Source organism: Methylophilus sp. YYY-1, from assembly GCF_029132825.1.
Classification (GTDB): domain Bacteria; phylum Pseudomonadota; class Gammaproteobacteria; order Burkholderiales; family Methylophilaceae; genus Methylophilus; species Methylophilus glucosoxydans.
In genome coordinates, this window is the sequence record NZ_WOVG01000001.1 from 574,724 (window position 1) to 591,698 (window position 16,975).

Below are 16,975 nucleotides of genomic sequence, written 5' to 3' on the forward strand. Positions count from 1 at the left end.
ACCAGTTTAAAGCTCAAAACAAGCGTATCAGCCTAAAACTCCATAGTTTTTCTGCGCTTTGCGCAGAGTTAAAGGTCGAGACTGCCATGCCTATCTGCAAGGTATAACGCTCGCTCGCATCGAAATGTACTTGTGGCGTCAATCGATAACGCCAAGTACCGCCGCGGCTGATTTCCTGATTTATTTCCATGCCCAAGGTCACTCGCGTCGATGCATCATAAAACACCGAGTGATTAAGCAAATAGTCAGACCTGGCACGCCGATTGACATCCTGTACACGCAATCCCAGCATACTCAGCGACGACCATGGCTCAGTCCATTGCTTGGCGACAATATAGGTTGCATCGACAGAAACAGTTTTACTATGTTTATGCATATCAACAAAAGCCTGCCAACCGGTGGCCATGCCTCGCGCAGAGGAAACCTGCAGCGTCTGCTGAATGGCCAATTTATAGCGTTCGTGCCGCGTATTATCGATAGGCAATTCCAACTCCACCCCAATGTCGTCCGCCAGGCCATATTCAAGCTCAGGCGCCCAGCTGACATCCCCGGTCGCCGCACTCACATCCACCAGCGCATTCACCTCCAGATCTCCCTGCTTCACCCCCAACGGTCGCACCAGGTCATAGACCATAGGTTCAGGCACTCTCAACACACGGTCACTATGTGCAGCATCCGACTCAAGAAATAGCGCTTCTTCAGAAGCCTCCGAAACAAGGGTGCTGGTTAACAGCAACAGATAAACACAAACAACAACACAGACATTCACAATTACATTTATACAAACATAAAAACCACATCATACCAAGCAAGCGACCAACGCTCAAAGTGATTCCTCCTCACACAGGTTATTCTTGTTTGACATGCGCAGGAAAGCCTTTGGAAGCAAACAGCAATGATCAGGCGTTTGCAAAATAAACAAAGAGAGATAAAGAATGCATCAGGATGAGGTGATCCGATATTGCGAAGCGCTAGGCAATGCGGCAGAAAAGCAAAAAGGCCTCGCATCTCTGCAAGGCCTTTTTATATTTGGCTCCTCAACCTGGGCTCGAACCAGGGACCTACGGATTAACAGTCCGGCGCTCTACCGACTGAGCTATTGAGGAATCGGTACGTCGTTTGAAGGCGCTATATTACTGAGACCACGCCCCTTGGTCAACCACTTTTTGCGAAATATTTTATATTTTTTTGGCCACAGGCCAGCCACCTGCAAAATGCCACTCACGCTGCAAATTTTCGGCAAATTTTTGTAATATTCAGCTTGTCCAAGCTTGACAGACTTAGGCATGTAAGGTTATGAAGATATAATATTTCCAGGAGAATAAAGATGCATAGCATGGTGGCAAAAATTTCACACCTGGATGGTCAGGTCGAGGCAGTCAACGCAATGGGCCAGCACCGGCCACTGATCGCCGGCGACTGGTTACGCGAAGGCGAGCGTATTGTGGCGCATGATGGCGCCCAGGTTTCGCTGGAGACTGCGACCGGTGAACGCTTGCAGGTGCAAGGTCTGCAAACCATGACACTGAGCGCGCAATTGACGGCGGATTATCTGCCGCATGCCAGTGATGATGCGATTGATGCACAATTGTTGCAACATGTCCTCTCTTCATTACAGGCGGGCGATACCGAACTGGATATTTCTACCCTCTTGCAATCACCGCTGGAGTTTGCCGCTTTTGCGGCCCCAGCGGATCATCCGCCACAAGCGGATGCCTTGCATATCGCTGACTTGATCCCCGAACAAGCCGCCGCTGAACATGGTGCATCCAGTTTAGCACCTAACGATAGTGTCGCGTTGATGGTTGCCACCGCACTGCCTAGCGAGATCGCGCTGCAGCAGCAACTATTAAAAGACCTGGATCAGCACTAATCTTGTGAGTGATGTCTGCTAAAAGCCTTGTATTGTTGCAAGGCTTTTTACTTATGCGGGCCTGCACTCTTACCAACAAGTCATCAAACGGCGTCTCTTTGTCAGGCAAACGCCGAGGATAGATTTTTTACTTGCAGACGGCCCTGTGGCAAACTTAATGGGCGTAGACACGGTCTATATGGTTGATTTCCGCAATAGCAGGCGATATCCCTCTCCGGCGGCGGGAAGGTAAGGTGGTAGAAAGATCAATATGTCTGATTTGGCACTGACGCTGGCGCGTATCCAGTTTGGTTTTACGATTTCGTTTCACATCATCTTCCCGGCCATCACCATAGGTTTGGCCAGTTACCTGGCAGTCCTCGAAGCACGCTGGCTCATGACCAAACAAAGCGTGTATCTGGATCTCTACCACTTCTGGATTAAAGTGTTCTCGCTATGTTTTGGCATGGGCGTGGTATCTGGCCTCGTAATGGCCTACCAGTTTGGCACCAACTGGGCAGGCTTCTCCAATGTCGCTGGCGGCGTGACCGGTCCTTTACTGGCTTATGAAGTGCTTACCGCCTTCTTCCTTGAGGCGGGTTTTCTCGGCGTGATGCTGTTTGGCTGGAACAAGGTCGGGCCAGGCCTGCACTTTCTGTCAACCTTGATGGTCGCGGTTGGCACCTTGATCTCTGCCACCTGGATTCTGGCTTCGAATAGCTGGATGCAAACGCCACAGGGCTTTGAGTTAATCGCCGGTAAAGTAGTGCCGGTGGACTGGTGGCAGATCATATTCAATCCCTCATTCCCTTACCGGCTCATGCACATGGTCATCGGTGCCTATCTGGCCACAGCCTTGCTGGTGGTGGCGACAGCTGCCTGGCACTTGCTCAAGCAGCGGGATCACGCCAGCATCCGTAAAATGTTGTCCATGGGGTTATGGCTGATTCTGCTGATTGCGCCCTTCCAAGCATTTATTGGCGATATGCATGGCTTGAATACCCTCAAATACCAACCCGCCAAAATCGCCGCGATTGAAGCGCACTGGGAGAACAAAGGCAATGAACCGACGCCGCTGATTCTGTTTGCCTGGCCAGACATGCAACAGGAAAAGAATCATTTTGTCCTCGAAATCCCGGTGCTTGGCAGCCTGATTTTGCGTCACTCATTGACCGAGCAGATTCCTGCACTCAAGCAATTCGCCCCTCAAGATCGGCCCAATGCCACCATTATTTTCTGGACCTTCCGCGTGATGGTGGCGCTGGGCTTGCTCATGATCTTGCTGGCATTCTCCTCCGTGTGGCTACGCTTGAAACAACAACTGTATCAACAGCCGCTGTTCCTCAAGTTTGCAGTGGCCATGGGGCCCGCAGGCATTATTGCCATCCTGGCAGGCTGGTTCACCACCGAAATCGGCCGCCAGCCCTGGGTAGTGTATGGAGTGTTGCGTACTGCAGAGGCGGTGACGCCGCACCCTGCCAGCGAGGTGGCACTGACCTTGGGCCTGTTTGTCATCATTTACCTGTTAGTGTTTGGCATGGGCACGCGCTTCATGCTCCGGCTGCTCAAAGCAGGCCCTAGTACCGGGGAGGCACTGCACGGCGACGCCATTTCACCGCAGCTTGACCACGCCACTGCATTTACGCTGGCCCCTGAGTTTCACCCGGAGACGAAGACACCCGCTTCGGCGCAGTCAGCAAAGCACCAGGCTGGCACTCAGGCTGACGATCAATCAAAGGATCAATAAATGGACTTGTCTCTGATATGGGCTGCGATCATTCTGTTTGGCATCATGATGTACATCATCATGGATGGCTTTGATCTTGGTATAGGCATTCTTTATCCCTTTTTTAAAGACAAAAGCGACCGTGACCTCATGATGAACACGGTGGCCCCGGTGTGGGATGGTAATGAAACCTGGCTGGTGTTGGGGGGCGCCGGCTTGCTCGCCGCCTTCCCCTTAGCCTATTCAGTGATTTTGAGTGCGTTTGCGCTGCCCTTGCTGCTGATGCTGATGGCACTGATCTTCAGAGGGGTGGCGTTTGAATTCAGGTTTCGCGCCAAGGATAGCGAAAGGCACTTCTGGGACAAGGCATTTACCGGCGGATCGGTTGCAGCAACCTTCTTTCAGGGCATGACGCTAGGGGCTTACCTGCAAGGGATCCCGATGGCAAACCAGGCGTATGCCGGTGGTTCACTGGACTGGATTTCACCGTTTTCGCTATTTACCGGCGTTGGCCTGCTGGTCACCTATGCCCTGCTCGGCAGCACCTGGCTGATCATGAAAACCGATGGCGCGCTACAGGCCAGCTGTTACCGCCTGTCCAAACACATCGCCACCGCCTTGTTTGCCATCATTGTCATCATCAGCGTGTGGACGCCATGGATGGATAGCCGCATTGCTGAGCGCTGGTTCAGCATGCCGAATCTGTTATGGCTGTCTCCCGTGCCGTTACTGGTGGGATTGTGTTTTTACCGCTTGCAGCGTGCGCTGAGCCAGCACGCTGAAACCCGCCCATTCTTTTACACCCTGGCACTGGTTCTGCTGGGCTATGCCGGGCTGGGAATCAGCATCTGGCCTAACATCATTCCGCCCGACTTGCCCATACAAGCTGCCGCAGCGCCGCATATCAGCCAGATGTTTGCATTGATAGGCGCACTGGTGATCATCCCGATTATTTTAATTTACACTGCCTGGGGCTACTATATTTTCAGGGGCAAGGTGAATAGAGATGAGCACTACCATTAAGCACACAACAGGGACAAAGTCTGTTCAGGCAGACACCACACGCCCCAACTGGCGCAAGCGTGTAGGCTGGCTATGCTTGATCTGGCTCGCCAGCATTGCGGCGTTGGGCGTAGTCAGCTTATTGCTGCGCTTTTGCATGCGCCTGGCAGGCCTGCATACTTAAGAGTCACATCAAAACAGGCACGCCTCCTCTGCTGAATACGTCGGCTTGCGCACACCCGGCGGCGCATCGCTCAGAAAATCCTTCTTGCCCCCTTCACCTGCTCTGTTCACCATGGCGAAAAGGATGAGACAACAGGGATTTCAAAGCGCGTATGCAGTGGCAAATCGTGTGCATCAAACCGCCCTTAGAGACAATTCTTGTCATCAGTCCCTCTTATTGAGTGTCTACAGCACGGAATTTTTCTTGCCTGATCAAATCTAATCCCATTACTATGCATGTATCCAGCCTGTTGAAAAACTGACAATCCGCTGCCTGCAACCCCCTGTATGACGACCCAGCAACCGACAAAATGGCGACGCTTGCGTGCCTGCCCAGCCTGTGACATGGTCAGTGCCATTCCGGTACTGCGGCCAGGTCAGCACGCCAGTTGCCCGCGCTGTGGACATGTGCTGGCACGACGCTACCTGCATCCGGTGCAACGCAGCATTGCGCTGGCGGCAAGCGCGCTCATCACGCTGTTGATTGCGGTGGCGTTCCCGTTTATCCGCGTCGATGCCGGTGGGCTGGATAACCAGATCGCGCTGTCGCAAACCGCCTCCACCTTGCTGCAATCGCATCAACCCATTGTGGCCTTTATTGTAGCGTGCACGGCAATTGTGCTGCCCGGCTTGTACCTGACCGGGGTGATTGCCATGCAGGCCAATGTATTACGCACGGTCCCCAAAGCCTACAGCGATGTGATTGCGCGCCTGTTTTCACAACTGCACCCATGGATGATGGCGGATGTTTTTATCGTCGCCGCGCTGATCAGCCTGGTGAAGCTGACCGGCATGGCTGATGTGCATCTGGGCGCCTCGTTCTGGGCGTATTGCGTGTTTGCGCTACTCTTGCTGATGACAACACGCTCGGTAGATATAGACTGGCTGTGGTACCGGCTGGCAGGCGAACCGGAAACCCCGGAAGACATCCGTTGCGGCATCACCGCCGCCGAGCAGCATGTCACCGGCTGCCGGACTTGTGGGCTGATCAACCATCTGGCTACTCATCCTGATAACGAAGGCCATCATGACAGCTGTATCCGTTGCGGCACACTCTTGCATGCGCGCAAGCCGCACAGCCTGCAGTTCACCTGGGCGCTGTTGCTCACCGCCATCATTTTATATATCCCGGCCAATGCCTACCCGATGATGATTACCACCGCGCTGGGGCAAAGCCATGCAGCTACTATTATCGGCGGCATGATGGAGCTCTGGCAGCATGGCTCGCAACCAATTGCAGTCGTGATTTTTGTCGCCAGTGTACTGGTGCCCATCCTCAAAATGCTGGTGTTAATCCTGTTATCGTGGCTGGTCAAACACCCGGGGCCACTTAATGCCCTGCAAAAAACCCGGCTCTATCATTTAACCGAGTTTGTCGGCCGCTGGTCCATGGTGGATGTATTTGTGGTCGCCATCATGGTGGCACTGATCCAGTCCGGCAACCTGATGTCGGTGTTACCCGGCCCCGCCGCGCTGGCCTTTTGCGCCGTGGTGATTACCACCATGCTGGCCGCAATGGCGTTTGATCCGCGCCTGTTATGGGATACTCAAGGAAAACAACATGACTGATACGTCTGATGACAATTTATTGGCCCGGGTAGGCAAGCAGGCCCGAGTTTCACCGATCTGGATCGTACCCATTGTCGCGTTGCTGATAGGCTGCTGGCTCATCTATGACAACTATACGCGTGCTGGCAAGCAAATCACGCTCTCAATGTCCAACGCCGAAGGCATAGAAGCCGGCAAAACCAAAATCAAGGTGCATAGCGTCGATATCGGTCTGGTCGAGCAAGTCAAACTGTCCGAAGACCTCGGGCACATCCAGGTCATTGCCCGCATCGCACCAGATGCGCAACCGCTGCTGGTCAAAGATACGCAATTATGGGTGGTCAAGCCCCGCATCGGCCTCGAGGGCATCAGCGGCCTCAATACCGTGATCTCGGGCGCCTATATCCAGTTGCAACCGGGCAAGGGCCATGAAGAAACAGACGAATTTACCGTGCTCGACCAGCCACCGATTTCATTGAATGGCGCCGGCGGCGTGCATATTAATTTGATCGGTACCGTTGGCAACGCCTTGCGCATTGGTGACCCGGTCACCTATCAGGGCCTGCGCGTGGGCCGTGTGGCGAGCGCCACCTTTGACCCCAAGCAACGCAAAATGCAGCATGAGCTGTTTATCGAGCAGCCCTATGACGTGTTGATCACTGAGAACACGCGCTTCTGGACCACCGTTGGCATAGACCTCAAGCTGGATTCCGAAGGCTTCAAGGCCAGCATCCCCACCGTGGAGTCGCTGATTGCAGGCGGGGTTAGCTTTGGCCATGCCGACAACCGGCCCATGGGTAAACCGGTGCCGTCCGAAACCACCTTTGAGCTGTATGCCAATGAAGAAGCTGCCCGCCAGCAAACCTACGACCAATATCTGGAATATGTGCTGCTGGTGGATGATACGGTGCGCGGACTCTCCAGTGGCGCGCCGGTCGAGTTCCGCGGCTTGCGTGTAGGCACGGTGATGCAAGTGCCGTGGAAATTCAACTCGCCCGCACGCAAACAGGACTTTAACTATGCGATTCCGGTGCTGATTCATCTCGAACCTGGCCGTCTGGCAGACAGTGGCAAGGCGGACCTCAATGAGTGGAAATCGCGCCTCGGCATCATGCTCAAAAACGGCCTGCATGCCACGCTCAAATCTGGCAACCTGCTGACAGGCTCATTGTTTGTCGACTTAAACATGGACAAGCACGCACGCAAAGTCAACTACAAAGCCAAAACCTTTGAAGGCTTGCCAGTGTTGCCCACAAGCGCGACCAGCCTGGCACAGATCGAAGAGAAACTGTCTGATCTGCTGGATAAACTGAATAAGCTCAATGTGGAGCCGGTATTAAGCGGCCTCGATAAAAACCTGCAACAATCCGAGCAAACCTTGCGGGAGATTCGTGCGCTGAGCCAGCAAGTGAACCAGTTTGTGGCACAACCAGAGTTCCAGCAAATGCCGGCCAACCTGAACCAGACCATGCAAGAACTGCGCACCACCATCAAAGGCCTGTCGCCCGAGTCACCGGCTTATCAGGAGCTGAGTAGCACCCTGCAACGGCTGGAAAAGGTCTTGCGCGAAGTACAGCCGCTGGTGCGTACGCTGAATGAGCAGCCCAATGCCATCCTGTTTGACCGCAAACCCGGTAACGACCCGCTGCCACTGGCACCGGCAACTCCATAAGGACAGTTTTCATGCATATGCCTTTTTCTTTCTTGCGTACGACAGTTTGCTTGCTCTGCAGCCTGTCGCTGACCGCTTGCCTGGGCAACCGCCCGCCGGTCAATACCCAGCGCTATAGCCTGCCAGAAGTCAGTCTGCCAAATACCACCACACCCCCTACGCGCATCCTTATTCTGGGCAATCTGGTGCTGGCCGATGCGCTGGACAGCGACCGTATTCTGATCCAGCTTGATGACATTACCATTCAGCCCACGCGTGACCATTTATGGAGCGCTTCGCTGTCTGAAGAATTACGGCAAGGCCTGCGCAGCCGGCTCGCCCAACGCCTGCCAGACACCCTGGTCACCGATGCCTTGCCCGGCACCAAACTGCAAGCCAGCCGCCTGCAATTGCGCATAGATCAGTTTCAAGGACATATGCGTGGCGAAGCGATCATGAGCGGCCAATGGCAATGGCTGTCCGCCGATCAACGTCCGCTCAAAATCCAGCCGTTTCAATTTACCACCCCGCTCACAGAAAACGGTTACCCTGCGCTGGTCCGCGCACTGGGGCAAGACTTGGACAAATTATCTGACCAGATCGCCAGCCAGATCAAAGCAATGCCAAGCCAACCCTGAAACATGAGTTAGTACCCCACGCCCTTTTACTCAAACAGCGCCCCAGACAAGCGTGCTGTTTGGCCTAGAACGCATCGCCCGCAACCACACTTTCGTTAGTAATTCTTTGCGTTTCTTAATCCATTTCCCCACAAGAGAGACAGGAACTTTTCAGGTAAACTGGCTTGTTAGATTTACTCTTGATGGATAACAGTCTTGCAACGCTTTCTCCTCTGTGCCCTGATGCTGCTCTTGACCTGGCTGCCCACGCAAGCCCAGGCAGACGCGCAATTATCGGGCACAACCTGCATGAGCAGCGAGGGCGAAATCGTAGGTAATATTCCGCTGCAAGGCGGCCGCTTTGTGTGTCAGGGCGTGCTCAAGATCACGCAGGCCGGTCAGTATGTGATTGACTTTAAAAACACCTCTACCCTGGCCCAGTTCCAGCACGAAATTTCTGATGGTCACCACACCATGCATGTGCTGTCAGGCGGACTCAGTAGCGAGCATACAGACCAGCTTCTGCTCAGGCATGGCCGCCTCGTAGCACTGCAGCCGGGGACCTACCGGCTCATTACCTGGCTGCAATCCCCTTATTATCTGGCGCAACCAGAAGTGTTTGTCACTGACCTCGCCAGCCACCAGCAACAAACCAATGTCAGCACCGCCGTGAGCCTGTTGCTGCTAGGCATTTTGCTGGGGATTTTCAGTTATTACATGGCGATCGGCATCATGCCCGGCCACGTCACCGAGCGCATGTATGCCTTGTTTATTTTGGGCAACCTGATTTTTCAAAGCGCGGTGCTCGGCCTGTTCAAACAATTGTTTGACTGGCACTGGTTCTACCTGACCAGCCTGCCTATCCTGTTTTCCAATCTCGCTTATATCAGCTTTGTCTGTCATTTACTCGGCATCAGTCCATTTCGCCATAGTCGGCTTTATCAGGTTTCGATTGCGGCCAGGCTGACGCTACTGGCGCTCATGGTGTTCGCCATGATCTACCCCAACTGGATGCTGGAAATGGACAGGCTGGGCGTGGCCATTTTCCTGGTCTTTGGCCTGGTGTGTGGCATCCGTTTGAGCTTGCAAGGTCAGCGCGTGGCGCAGTTATACCTGCTGGCCATTTCCATTTTTGGCGTGCTAGGTGGTTTGACGATTACCGCAGATCGCCTCAGCTCAAACGCCTGGACCGTAGAGCAACTCGGCCTCATCGCAGTGACCGTGGAAGCCGTCGCGCTGTCACTGCTGGTGGCATACCAGATCAACCGCCTGCACAAAGAAAAAGAACACATGCTGGCCGAGCTCGAATCCACGCGCTCGCTGGCCATGACCGACCGCCTGACTGGCGTGCCCAACCGGCATGCGTTAGAGAATCAAATGCTGCATTTTCCCGAGCATGGTTGCCTGATGTTCCTTGATATCGACAATCTCAAGCATGTCAACGACCAATATGGCCACGAGGCCGGGGATCAGCTGCTCAAGAGTTTTAGCCGCATCCTGACGAACAAGCTGGATACGCATGGCAAGCTTTACCGCCTGGGGGGCGATGAATTTGCCATCGTCTGCCATGAGGATGATGTGGAATGGTGCCAGCACCAGTTAGAATACACGCACTTGCACCTGCAAAAAGAAGGCATCGTTGGCGCGGGCACCAGCGTAGGCATTGTGTTTGCCCACGAAGCCACAGATACCGAATCGCTGATGCGCATCGCTGACAAACGCATGTATGCCGATAAACGCGCACGCAAAAATCGTAAAGAAATGGTCCAGGTCTTTACGCACTAAGCCTGCGCAACAAAGCGCCGTTGGTTTTTTGCGACGTCATTGACACAGATGCAGCCCTGAACGCCAATGCGCGCCCTGATACATGCCATCCGCGCCTAAATCCGTTACACTCTATTCTGCACGCGCGCTATGCTAAGCCTGCACCGTCAGTGACTTTAATCTTGATGGTTCAAACCAAAAGAAGTCCTCGCGCAACGACCCCATTGATCTTGCCTTATGGCGCGCTGCCCAACCATAAGAGAAACCAATGCCATTACTGACATCACTACTGATTCTGATCGTCACCGCCCGCCTGCTCGGGCAAGTCTTCAGTCGCTTTAGCCAACCCGCCATTATTGGCGAAATGTTGGCCGGGGTGTTGCTTGGCCCCAGCCTGCTCAACCTGATCACGCCCAGCCCAGCGCTGTCTGGCATCTCTGAGTTTGCCGTGTTCTTAATCGTGCTGTCGGCCGGGCTGGAGATGAACTTCAAGGAAGTCATAGACTCCATGCGCGGCAAAGGCGCTGTCATTGCGCTGCTGGGCTTTTTATTGCCACTCACGGGCGGCATTCTGGTCGGGGTCGGCTTTGGTCTGGATGTCAGCCGTACGGTGTTTCTGGGCCTGTGTGTCTCGATTACAGCGCTACCGGTCACTGTTAGCATTCTGCAAAGCTTCAAACTGCTGGACTCCACCATCGCACGCTATTCAGTCGCCACGGCGATCTTTAACGATATCGCCGCGCTGCTGGTGTTAGGGGTGATTCTCAACCTGCCCGAGCAAAAATCCTACCAGGCCGTGGCCGCTGCCACGTTTAACGCGAGCTGGAAGCTGATTTTGCTCATGACGCTGATTGTCAGCATTAGTGTGCTGATCAAGCAGGTCATTCAAAGAGGCATTCTTATCGACCAACTGTCAGAAAAGCTGGTCACCATCATCGGCAACGAGGCCCTGTTCGGCTTGCTGCTCCTATTGGTACTCGTATTTGGTTCAGTCAGTGCCGCGCTCGGGTTTCACTTTATCATCGGCGCCTTCTTTGGTGCCCTGCTCATAGATCGCACCTTCTTTTCACCCGAACGCTACAAAGAACTAGAGCTCACCTTAAGCTCCATCACGGGCGGCTTTCTGGCCCCGGTATTTTTTGCCTATCTCGGGCTGGAATTCAAAATCCAGGTCATAGATTCGGTCTGGTTTGTCGCTGTGGTGCTGGTAGTGTCGATAGTAACTAAAATCCTGGCCGGTTGGCTGGGGGGCCGCCTCATCGGCCTGAGCAAAAGCGATGCACTGGGCATCGGCTTTATCCTCAATGGCCGCGGCGTGATGGAACTGGTCATCGCCAGCATCGCCTACGAACGCGGCTTTATCGGGCAGGACTTGTTCTCGGTGCTGGTGTTGATGGGCGTGGTAACAACACTGATCACGCCGCTCATGTTCCGCAAATGGGTGATGCCAAAACTCCCCAAGACAACGAATACAAGTAATCCTTAATCAATAACAAGGCTCGCAGGTTTTTATCATCGCCTGCGCGAGCTGGTAGCCGCTCATCCATGCGCCTTCTACCTTGCCGCCATTGAGCCAGTCGCCGCACATGCCCAGCTGCTGGGCTGCATCCCAGGCAAAGCCCTGGTGCAGATAATTGGCACAATCCGCATAGCGCCAGCGGTGCACACTGTGTTCCATGGGCGCTTCACCGCCCAAGGCCTGGAATGCCGCCAGCAACGCCAGCGCAACCTCCTCTGGTGCACGCTCAATATTGGCCTCGGACCATTCAGCGCTGGCATGTAACACCCAGACCTCTTTGACCGCACTGCCCTCAGGCACACGCCCCGGCTTGCTACTGTCTCTTGCCACCCAACTCAGCGGTCCCGCATTCACGAACAAGCCATCAAACGGCAAATCCAGCGTATGCGCATAGCGCCCCATCAAGGCCCAGCAACCGCGCATTTTTACACTGGCCGCCAGCGCCTGCATCTCCAGATTAAAGCCTAGCAGCGCCTGTGCCTGCGGTGCCGGAATCGCCAGCACAACCTTGTCAAACACCTGCGGATACGCGCCGTGCTCTTTGCTGTGCACGCGCCATTTACCTTCGGCAAAGGTAATCTGCTGCACCGTCTGCTCCAGCTCCACGGTTAAAGACTGCGCCATCTGCCGCGCCGGGCGCGTATTGCGTGGCACACCAACATAACGCTGCTTTTCAGACTGTTTGGCGCGTAAACTCACCTCATTCGCCTCATAAAAGCGCCCTTGCCACTCAGCCACCACGCCCGCCTGCAACCACTTTTGCACCTGCGTGACAAACGGCTGCTGGCTCACCGTAAAATACTGTGCGCCATGGTCACACTGCCAGCCCTCGCCCAATCGCGTAGACACGCGCCCCGAAGGCCCACGGCTCTTTTCAAACACCGTCACCAGATAACCGGCCTGTTGCAACGCCTGGCTGCAAGACAAGCCCGCCATCCCCGCACCAATCACCGCAATATTTTTCACGCCACCCACCCCTGTTTCCACACTGCGCGGTCTTGCAACGCATGCCAGTCAATCACCTGCACGCGCCTAGTCATGACCGCTTCTAACTCAACGGTTTCAATCACTTGCGTCTCCTCGTTACCCATCTTCTCATCGCTTACGATGAGCTTGGTCACCATAAAGTGTTTTTCTTTATTCACGGGCTTTACCGCTGTCCACTTAGAATGTAACAGCTTTTTAGGGTTAAGCCGCAATGGTTTTGTTTGCATGATCGTGTGACAACGTAAATCCAACAATTTATCCACTATTTAAAGAGATTTCTAACGCATGCTAACCGTTGCAAGCCCCCCCGAACTCGGGATTGACCAGCCTCACTGACCAGCATAGTCTCTAAAAGATTAAAAAATCATTTAAATACCATTTGAGAGGAGTCAGGCATGCATCAAAAAGGCATATTCAAACTATTCTGTCAGGGCTTAGTGTTATCTATATTCACCATCGCTTTGCCAGCCAAGGCAGTCGTATACTCGGTATTTGGCAATATTAACTTTGTCGCAAACGGATCAAACGTCAGCCTGCTGACAGGTCAAACCATCCGCGACGCACTCACCAACCAGTATGCCGGGTTTACCGTGGATATTGATACCAGATCACCAGATCTAAACACCGACCCAAACAAAATCGAGCTTCGTAATGCTGTCACTTCTAATGCCGTCATCAATGGGATTGAACTTGGCTTAAACACGACACCAAGGGGATTCAATTGCGTAGGTTTTAACTGCACACCCATCATCGTGGAGAATCCTTGTGTAGAGCCATCTATTGATTGCCGAGTGACCTCAAGCCAAGATGAATTTCTGGCCAATTTCGATACACAACTCATCAGCGGCCAACTGCACAGTACTGCGGCACTCGGCTTCAATGGCACACTGAGCTTTTTTATTTTTACCAATGGGCAAGACTTGTTTAAGTTTGCACGGCAAAAAGTCATAGACCCTTTTGATGGCAATACAACCGTTAATTTTTCGGTGTTCTATACTGAAAGTGGCATTGGCTTGCAACGTGTCAATTTTCAACTGGCTAACATCACCGCCACACCTGTGCCAGAGCCTGAAACTTTTGCCATGCTTGGCTTGGGCATATTGGTCTGTGCAATGATCAGTCGACGCAAACGGGCGCAGCGTTAAACCTTAAGGGATAATAATAAAAACTCTTTTAAAGTATCCGGTGTGCAACTCACCCCATGTTTTTTGACATGGGGTTTATTTTTATAATCATATTGATAGCGCCCACATTGCGCTGATTGAGGAATAGCTTTGTCAGTCCTGCACCGCAAGTCATATGCAAGAGATTTACGCTCACATAGCCATTTCTCTCTTCATGATTGACGTTCGCAAAATATGGCATATACTATATGTATATGCAAAAGGGAGCACCTGTTATGTCAAGTTTATCCAAAGCCCCTCACCGAGAGGCCAAGCTGTTTCGCAACAACCGCAGCCAAGCTGTTCGCATCCCGGTTGAGTTTGAGCTACCAGGTGATCGTGTATTAATTCATCGTGAAGGCAACAAGCTGATTATTGAACCAGTAGCACGCCCCGCCAACCTTGCCGAACTCCTGGCGCAATGGCGTCAGGAACCACCACTCGCGCCAGAAGATCAATTCCCAGATATTGAAGATATGCCCGCCAAGCCGGAGGACATATTTTGAGTGGCTACATGCTAGACACCAATATCATCAGTGATCTGATCCGTAATCCATCAGGGGCTGCCGCACGTCATATCGAAAAAATCGAAGCCAAAGATATCTTTACCAGCATTATCGTTGCCGCCGAACTACGCTATGGCTGCTCAAAAAAAGCATCGCCCAAACTCACAGAAAAAGTCGACTACCTGCTTGCAACCATCCCGGTGCTACCACTAGAGACACCAGCAGATAATGAATATGGCCGTATACGCGCTGAACTGGAAGCAGCTGGCCAAACAATAGGCATGAACGACTTGCTAATCGCCGCACAAGCCTATACTTTGAACCTGACGTTAGTCACAGATAACCTACGAGAATTTAGCCGTATTCATGGCCTTAAGGTTGAGAATTGGCTGGAAAGATAGGGAGATTATTTTACTCTGCAGCCATTCTTCATAGACTAGCGATTACCACTTGTTTCATGCGTTGCGCCAGTTCCCTGGCATAGTCCATTGTATGCACATTGGTGAAACTCATGATCAGCCCCTGCCCGCAGGGATATTCCATGACCCAGTCAGACAAGGCATGCACGGCCAGCCCCGCCTCATTCAGATGACGCGCCAGGTATTGGTCGTCGTAATCCCTATTAAACCGCACGACCAGATGCATCCCGCCTGCCTGTAGCTCAATACGGATGTCTTTGCCGAAGGCTTCTTGCAACGCAAATACAAATTGCTCGCGCCGCTGTTTGTATAGCGTGCGCATTTTCTTGAGGTGGCGGGAAAAATGGCCCTGGGTGATAAATTCCGCCACCGTCGCCTGCGTCGACCACGGGCAGCCATTCTGGAATATCTGGCAAACGGATTCGATATGCGCAATTTGTGATTCCGGGATCACCAGATAAGCCAGCCGCAACGCGGGCGAAATGACTTTGCTAATCGCGCCGCAATAAATCACACGGTCTTGCACATCCAGGCTTTTGAGCGCGGGCAATGGCCGTGAGGCATAGCGATATTCGCCATCATAATCGTCTTCAACAATCCAGGACTGGTTGCTTGCGGCCCACTCCAGCAAGGCCAAACGGCGTTCTAAAGACATGGTCACGCCTAATGGGCTTTGGTGCGACGGCGTCACCACCGCTATTTTGGCGGTGGGCGCTTTTGCAATTCCAGTATTCACCACCATGCCCGCCTGGTCGACGGGCACCGGCACAATGGCCCCTCCTGCGGCTTGCATCAGTTTCATGGCCGCCGGGTAGCCAGGGTCTTCCATCCAGACTTGATCTCCCGTCTGTAGAAACGCACGGCAGATCAAATCGAGCGAACCACGATAACCATCCGTAACAATCACCTGCGATGGCTTGCAGGCGATGCCGCGCGAGACATTCAGGTAAGCCGCCAATGCCGCCCGTAGCGACATCAGGCCCAACGGCGAAGGATAGCCCATATCCGCAGCCGTGGCAGACTTGAGCACCTGACAGCCAAGCTTTGCCCACAGCTTGCGCGGAAAAGCATCCAGCGCCGGCAAGCCCATCCGCAATGCCGGCGGCGTTTCACTCAAGTTGCGTGAGCGTTGATAGGCTAATGGCACCAACGCATCCGGGCGGCGTAACTGAGCTGTATGCTCTCCCAAAAAAGGCGCAACCACCGTCCCCGCCTGCCCTTGCGCCAAAAAGTACCCTTCGCCCACCAGCATTTCATAGGCGGTTTCAACCGTGCCACGTGCCAGGTTCAATTCAGCGGCCAGGCTGCGCAGCGAAGGCACACGGTCACCTGGCTTCAATAAGCCTTCAGCAATCGCTTCACGAAAGCGCTGGTAAATCTGCAAATAAATCGGCTGGGCGCTATTGGCGTCAAAGTGAATTTTCATCGCGTGTGATTTCATAGTTCAACACCCATCATGGTCTACTCATTTTGTTAAAACATGTCCCTGCCAATTATGTCATCAAAGCCCTAAAGTGTGCACATGTTCATCACTACTCAGGAGCAGCACATGGCAGCCAAAACACAGCAGATATTACTCAAGCATGCGGAAAGTGACGCAGAAGTCCTGGCCTGCTTCAACGTCATGCGCGAGCTGCGCCCCAACCTCATCAGCGCAGAAAGCTTTCTCGAACAAGTCACGCGCATGCGTGAACGCGGTTACCGCCTGCTGGTTGCGCTGGAAGGTGAGATACCCGTCGCGCTCGCCGGTTACCGGGATAAAGAAATGCTAATCCACGGCCATTTTATTTATGTGGATGACCTGATCACCAGCGAAAGCCGTCGCGGCCAAAAGCTGGGCGAACGCCTGCTGCAATATATTTTTGAGCTGGCTAAAACGCAGCACTACAGCAAGGTCATTTTAGATACCGGCATCGGCAACGCACGCGCCCAACGCTTTTACTACCGCATGGGCATGCTGGCCATGGGCATGCACTTTTCATATGAACTGGGGAATTAA

The 16,975-nt window shown here is 53.4% G+C and carries 17 protein-coding genes and 1 tRNA gene; 13 read left to right on the plus strand and 5 right to left on the minus strand.

Going from position 1 to position 16,975, the window contains the following annotated elements; genetic code table 11:
- Positions 1-13: 13 nt before the first annotated feature.
- Together GOC95_RS02620 and GOC95_RS02625 are read right to left on the minus strand one after the other, a co-directional pair.
- The gene (locus tag GOC95_RS02620; protein WP_275355563.1) at positions 14-736 is read right to left on the minus strand and encodes a hypothetical protein; all 723 of its coding nucleotides are present in this window, start codon (positions 734-736) and stop codon (positions 14-16) included.
- A 294-nt stretch (positions 737-1,030) separates the two neighbouring features.
- Positions 1,031-1,106 (minus strand) — tRNA-Asn (locus GOC95_RS02625).
- Between the two features lie 221 nt (positions 1,107-1,327).
- Here GOC95_RS02625 and GOC95_RS02630 point away from each other — a divergent pair.
- The 9 genes from GOC95_RS02630 to GOC95_RS02670 all read left to right on the plus strand — a co-directional run bounded on the left by GOC95_RS02630 (position 1,328) and on the right by GOC95_RS02670 (position 11,868).
- Complete coding sequence (locus GOC95_RS02630) at positions 1,328-1,873, plus strand: hypothetical protein (RefSeq protein ID WP_275355564.1); 546 nt, start codon at positions 1,328-1,330, stop codon at positions 1,871-1,873.
- A gap of 250 nt (positions 1,874-2,123) precedes the next feature.
- The gene (locus GOC95_RS02635; RefSeq protein WP_275355565.1) at positions 2,124-3,599 is read left to right on the plus strand and encodes a cytochrome ubiquinol oxidase subunit I; all 1,476 of its coding nucleotides are present in this window, start codon (positions 2,124-2,126) and stop codon (positions 3,597-3,599) included.
- A complete protein-coding gene (gene cydB, locus GOC95_RS02640; protein ID WP_275355566.1) occupies positions 3,600-4,601 on the plus strand; it encodes a cytochrome d ubiquinol oxidase subunit II in 1,002 nt (333 codons plus the stop codon).
- Positions 4,585-4,764: a DUF2474 domain-containing protein gene (locus tag GOC95_RS02645; protein ID WP_275355568.1), complete on the plus strand. Its 180-nt coding sequence runs from the start codon at positions 4,585-4,587 to the stop codon at positions 4,762-4,764. Before cydB ends, GOC95_RS02645 begins: the two co-directional genes overlap by 17 nt.
- Positions 4,765-5,090: 326 nt before the next feature.
- Positions 5,091-6,371, plus strand: coding sequence for a PqiA/YebS family transporter subunit (locus tag GOC95_RS02650; protein WP_275355569.1), 1,281 nt, complete (start codon positions 5,091-5,093; stop codon positions 6,369-6,371).
- Positions 6,364-8,022 (plus strand): intermembrane transport protein PqiB, encoded by a 1,659-nt coding sequence (gene pqiB / locus GOC95_RS02655; RefSeq protein ID WP_194747920.1) that lies wholly within the window; start codon positions 6,364-6,366, stop codon positions 8,020-8,022. The genes GOC95_RS02650 and pqiB overlap by 8 nt, the downstream gene beginning before the upstream one ends.
- Before the next feature lie 11 nt (positions 8,023-8,033).
- A complete protein-coding gene (locus GOC95_RS02660) occupies positions 8,034-8,639 on the plus strand; it encodes an ABC-type transport auxiliary lipoprotein family protein (RefSeq protein WP_275355572.1) in 606 nt (201 codons plus the stop codon).
- 195 nt (positions 8,640-8,834) lie between these two features.
- Entirely contained in the window at positions 8,835-10,403 is a 1,569-nt protein-coding gene (locus GOC95_RS02665; protein ID WP_275355574.1) for a diguanylate cyclase, read from the plus strand.
- Between the two features lie 247 nt (positions 10,404-10,650).
- Positions 10,651-11,868: a cation:proton antiporter gene (locus GOC95_RS02670; protein WP_194747922.1), complete on the plus strand. Its 1,218-nt coding sequence runs from the start codon at positions 10,651-10,653 to the stop codon at positions 11,866-11,868.
- On the opposite strand, the gene GOC95_RS02675 is transcribed toward GOC95_RS02670, so the two are convergent.
- Both GOC95_RS02675 and GOC95_RS02680 read right to left on the minus strand, forming a co-directional pair.
- Complete coding sequence (locus GOC95_RS02675; protein ID WP_275355575.1) at positions 11,869-12,867, minus strand: FAD-dependent oxidoreductase; 999 nt, start codon at positions 12,865-12,867, stop codon at positions 11,869-11,871. It abuts the gene before it with no gap.
- Positions 12,864-13,046, minus strand: coding sequence for a TIGR02450 family Trp-rich protein (locus tag GOC95_RS02680; RefSeq protein ID WP_275355577.1), 183 nt, complete (start codon positions 13,044-13,046; stop codon positions 12,864-12,866). Before GOC95_RS02680 ends, GOC95_RS02675 begins: the two co-directional genes overlap by 4 nt.
- 237 nt (positions 13,047-13,283) lie before the next feature.
- On the opposite strand from GOC95_RS02680, the gene GOC95_RS02685 reads away from it, so the two are divergent.
- From GOC95_RS02685 to GOC95_RS02695, 3 genes are all read left to right on the plus strand, one after another.
- On the plus strand, positions 13,284-14,033 hold the full coding sequence (locus GOC95_RS02685) for a PEP-CTERM sorting domain-containing protein (protein ID WP_275355578.1): 750 nt from the start codon (positions 13,284-13,286) through the stop codon (positions 14,031-14,033).
- 254 nt (positions 14,034-14,287) lie between these two features.
- Positions 14,288-14,557, plus strand: coding sequence for an antitoxin (locus tag GOC95_RS02690; RefSeq protein WP_275355580.1), 270 nt, complete (start codon positions 14,288-14,290; stop codon positions 14,555-14,557).
- Between the two features lie 8 nt (positions 14,558-14,565).
- Positions 14,566-14,958: a type II toxin-antitoxin system VapC family toxin gene (locus GOC95_RS02695; protein WP_275355581.1), complete on the plus strand. Its 393-nt coding sequence runs from the start codon at positions 14,566-14,568 to the stop codon at positions 14,956-14,958.
- A 28-nt stretch (positions 14,959-14,986) separates the two neighbouring features.
- Here the strand turns inward: GOC95_RS02695 and GOC95_RS02700 are convergent, their stop codons facing one another.
- On the minus strand, positions 14,987-16,417 hold the full coding sequence (locus GOC95_RS02700) for a PLP-dependent aminotransferase family protein (RefSeq protein ID WP_275355583.1): 1,431 nt from the start codon (positions 16,415-16,417) through the stop codon (positions 14,987-14,989).
- Between the two features lie 108 nt (positions 16,418-16,525).
- Between GOC95_RS02700 and GOC95_RS02705 the strand changes: the two genes are divergently transcribed.
- Positions 16,526-16,975: a GNAT family N-acetyltransferase gene (locus tag GOC95_RS02705; protein WP_275355584.1), complete on the plus strand. Its 450-nt coding sequence runs from the start codon at positions 16,526-16,528 to the stop codon at positions 16,973-16,975.

Excerpts from the sequence above, each read along its gene's own strand:
- GOC95_RS02630 (WP_275355564.1), top strand. The coding sequence starts at position 1,328 with ATGCATAGCATGGTGGCAAAAATTTCACACCTGGATGGTCAGGTCGAG.
- GOC95_RS02635 (WP_275355565.1), top strand. The coding sequence starts at position 2,124 with ATGTCTGATTTGGCACTGACGCTGGCGCGTATCCAGTTTGGTTTTACG.
- cydB (WP_275355566.1), top strand. The coding sequence starts at position 3,600 with ATGGACTTGTCTCTGATATGGGCTGCGATCATTCTGTTTGGCATCATG.
- GOC95_RS02645 (WP_275355568.1), top strand. The coding sequence starts at position 4,585 with ATGAGCACTACCATTAAGCACACAACAGGGACAAAGTCTGTTCAGGCA.
- GOC95_RS02650 (WP_275355569.1), top strand. The coding sequence starts at position 5,091 with ATGACGACCCAGCAACCGACAAAATGGCGACGCTTGCGTGCCTGCCCA.
- pqiB (WP_194747920.1), top strand. The coding sequence starts at position 6,364 with ATGACTGATACGTCTGATGACAATTTATTGGCCCGGGTAGGCAAGCAG.
- GOC95_RS02660 (WP_275355572.1), top strand. The coding sequence starts at position 8,034 with ATGCATATGCCTTTTTCTTTCTTGCGTACGACAGTTTGCTTGCTCTGC.
- GOC95_RS02670 (WP_194747922.1), top strand. The coding sequence starts at position 10,651 with ATGCCATTACTGACATCACTACTGATTCTGATCGTCACCGCCCGCCTG.
- GOC95_RS02685 (WP_275355578.1), top strand. The coding sequence starts at position 13,284 with ATGCATCAAAAAGGCATATTCAAACTATTCTGTCAGGGCTTAGTGTTA.
- GOC95_RS02690 (WP_275355580.1), top strand. The coding sequence starts at position 14,288 with ATGTCAAGTTTATCCAAAGCCCCTCACCGAGAGGCCAAGCTGTTTCGC.
- GOC95_RS02695 (WP_275355581.1), top strand. The coding sequence starts at position 14,566 with ATGCTAGACACCAATATCATCAGTGATCTGATCCGTAATCCATCAGGG.
- GOC95_RS02700 (WP_275355583.1), bottom strand. The coding sequence starts at position 16,417 with ATGAAATCACACGCGATGAAAATTCACTTTGACGCCAATAGCGCCCAG.
- GOC95_RS02705 (WP_275355584.1), top strand. The coding sequence starts at position 16,526 with ATGGCAGCCAAAACACAGCAGATATTACTCAAGCATGCGGAAAGTGAC.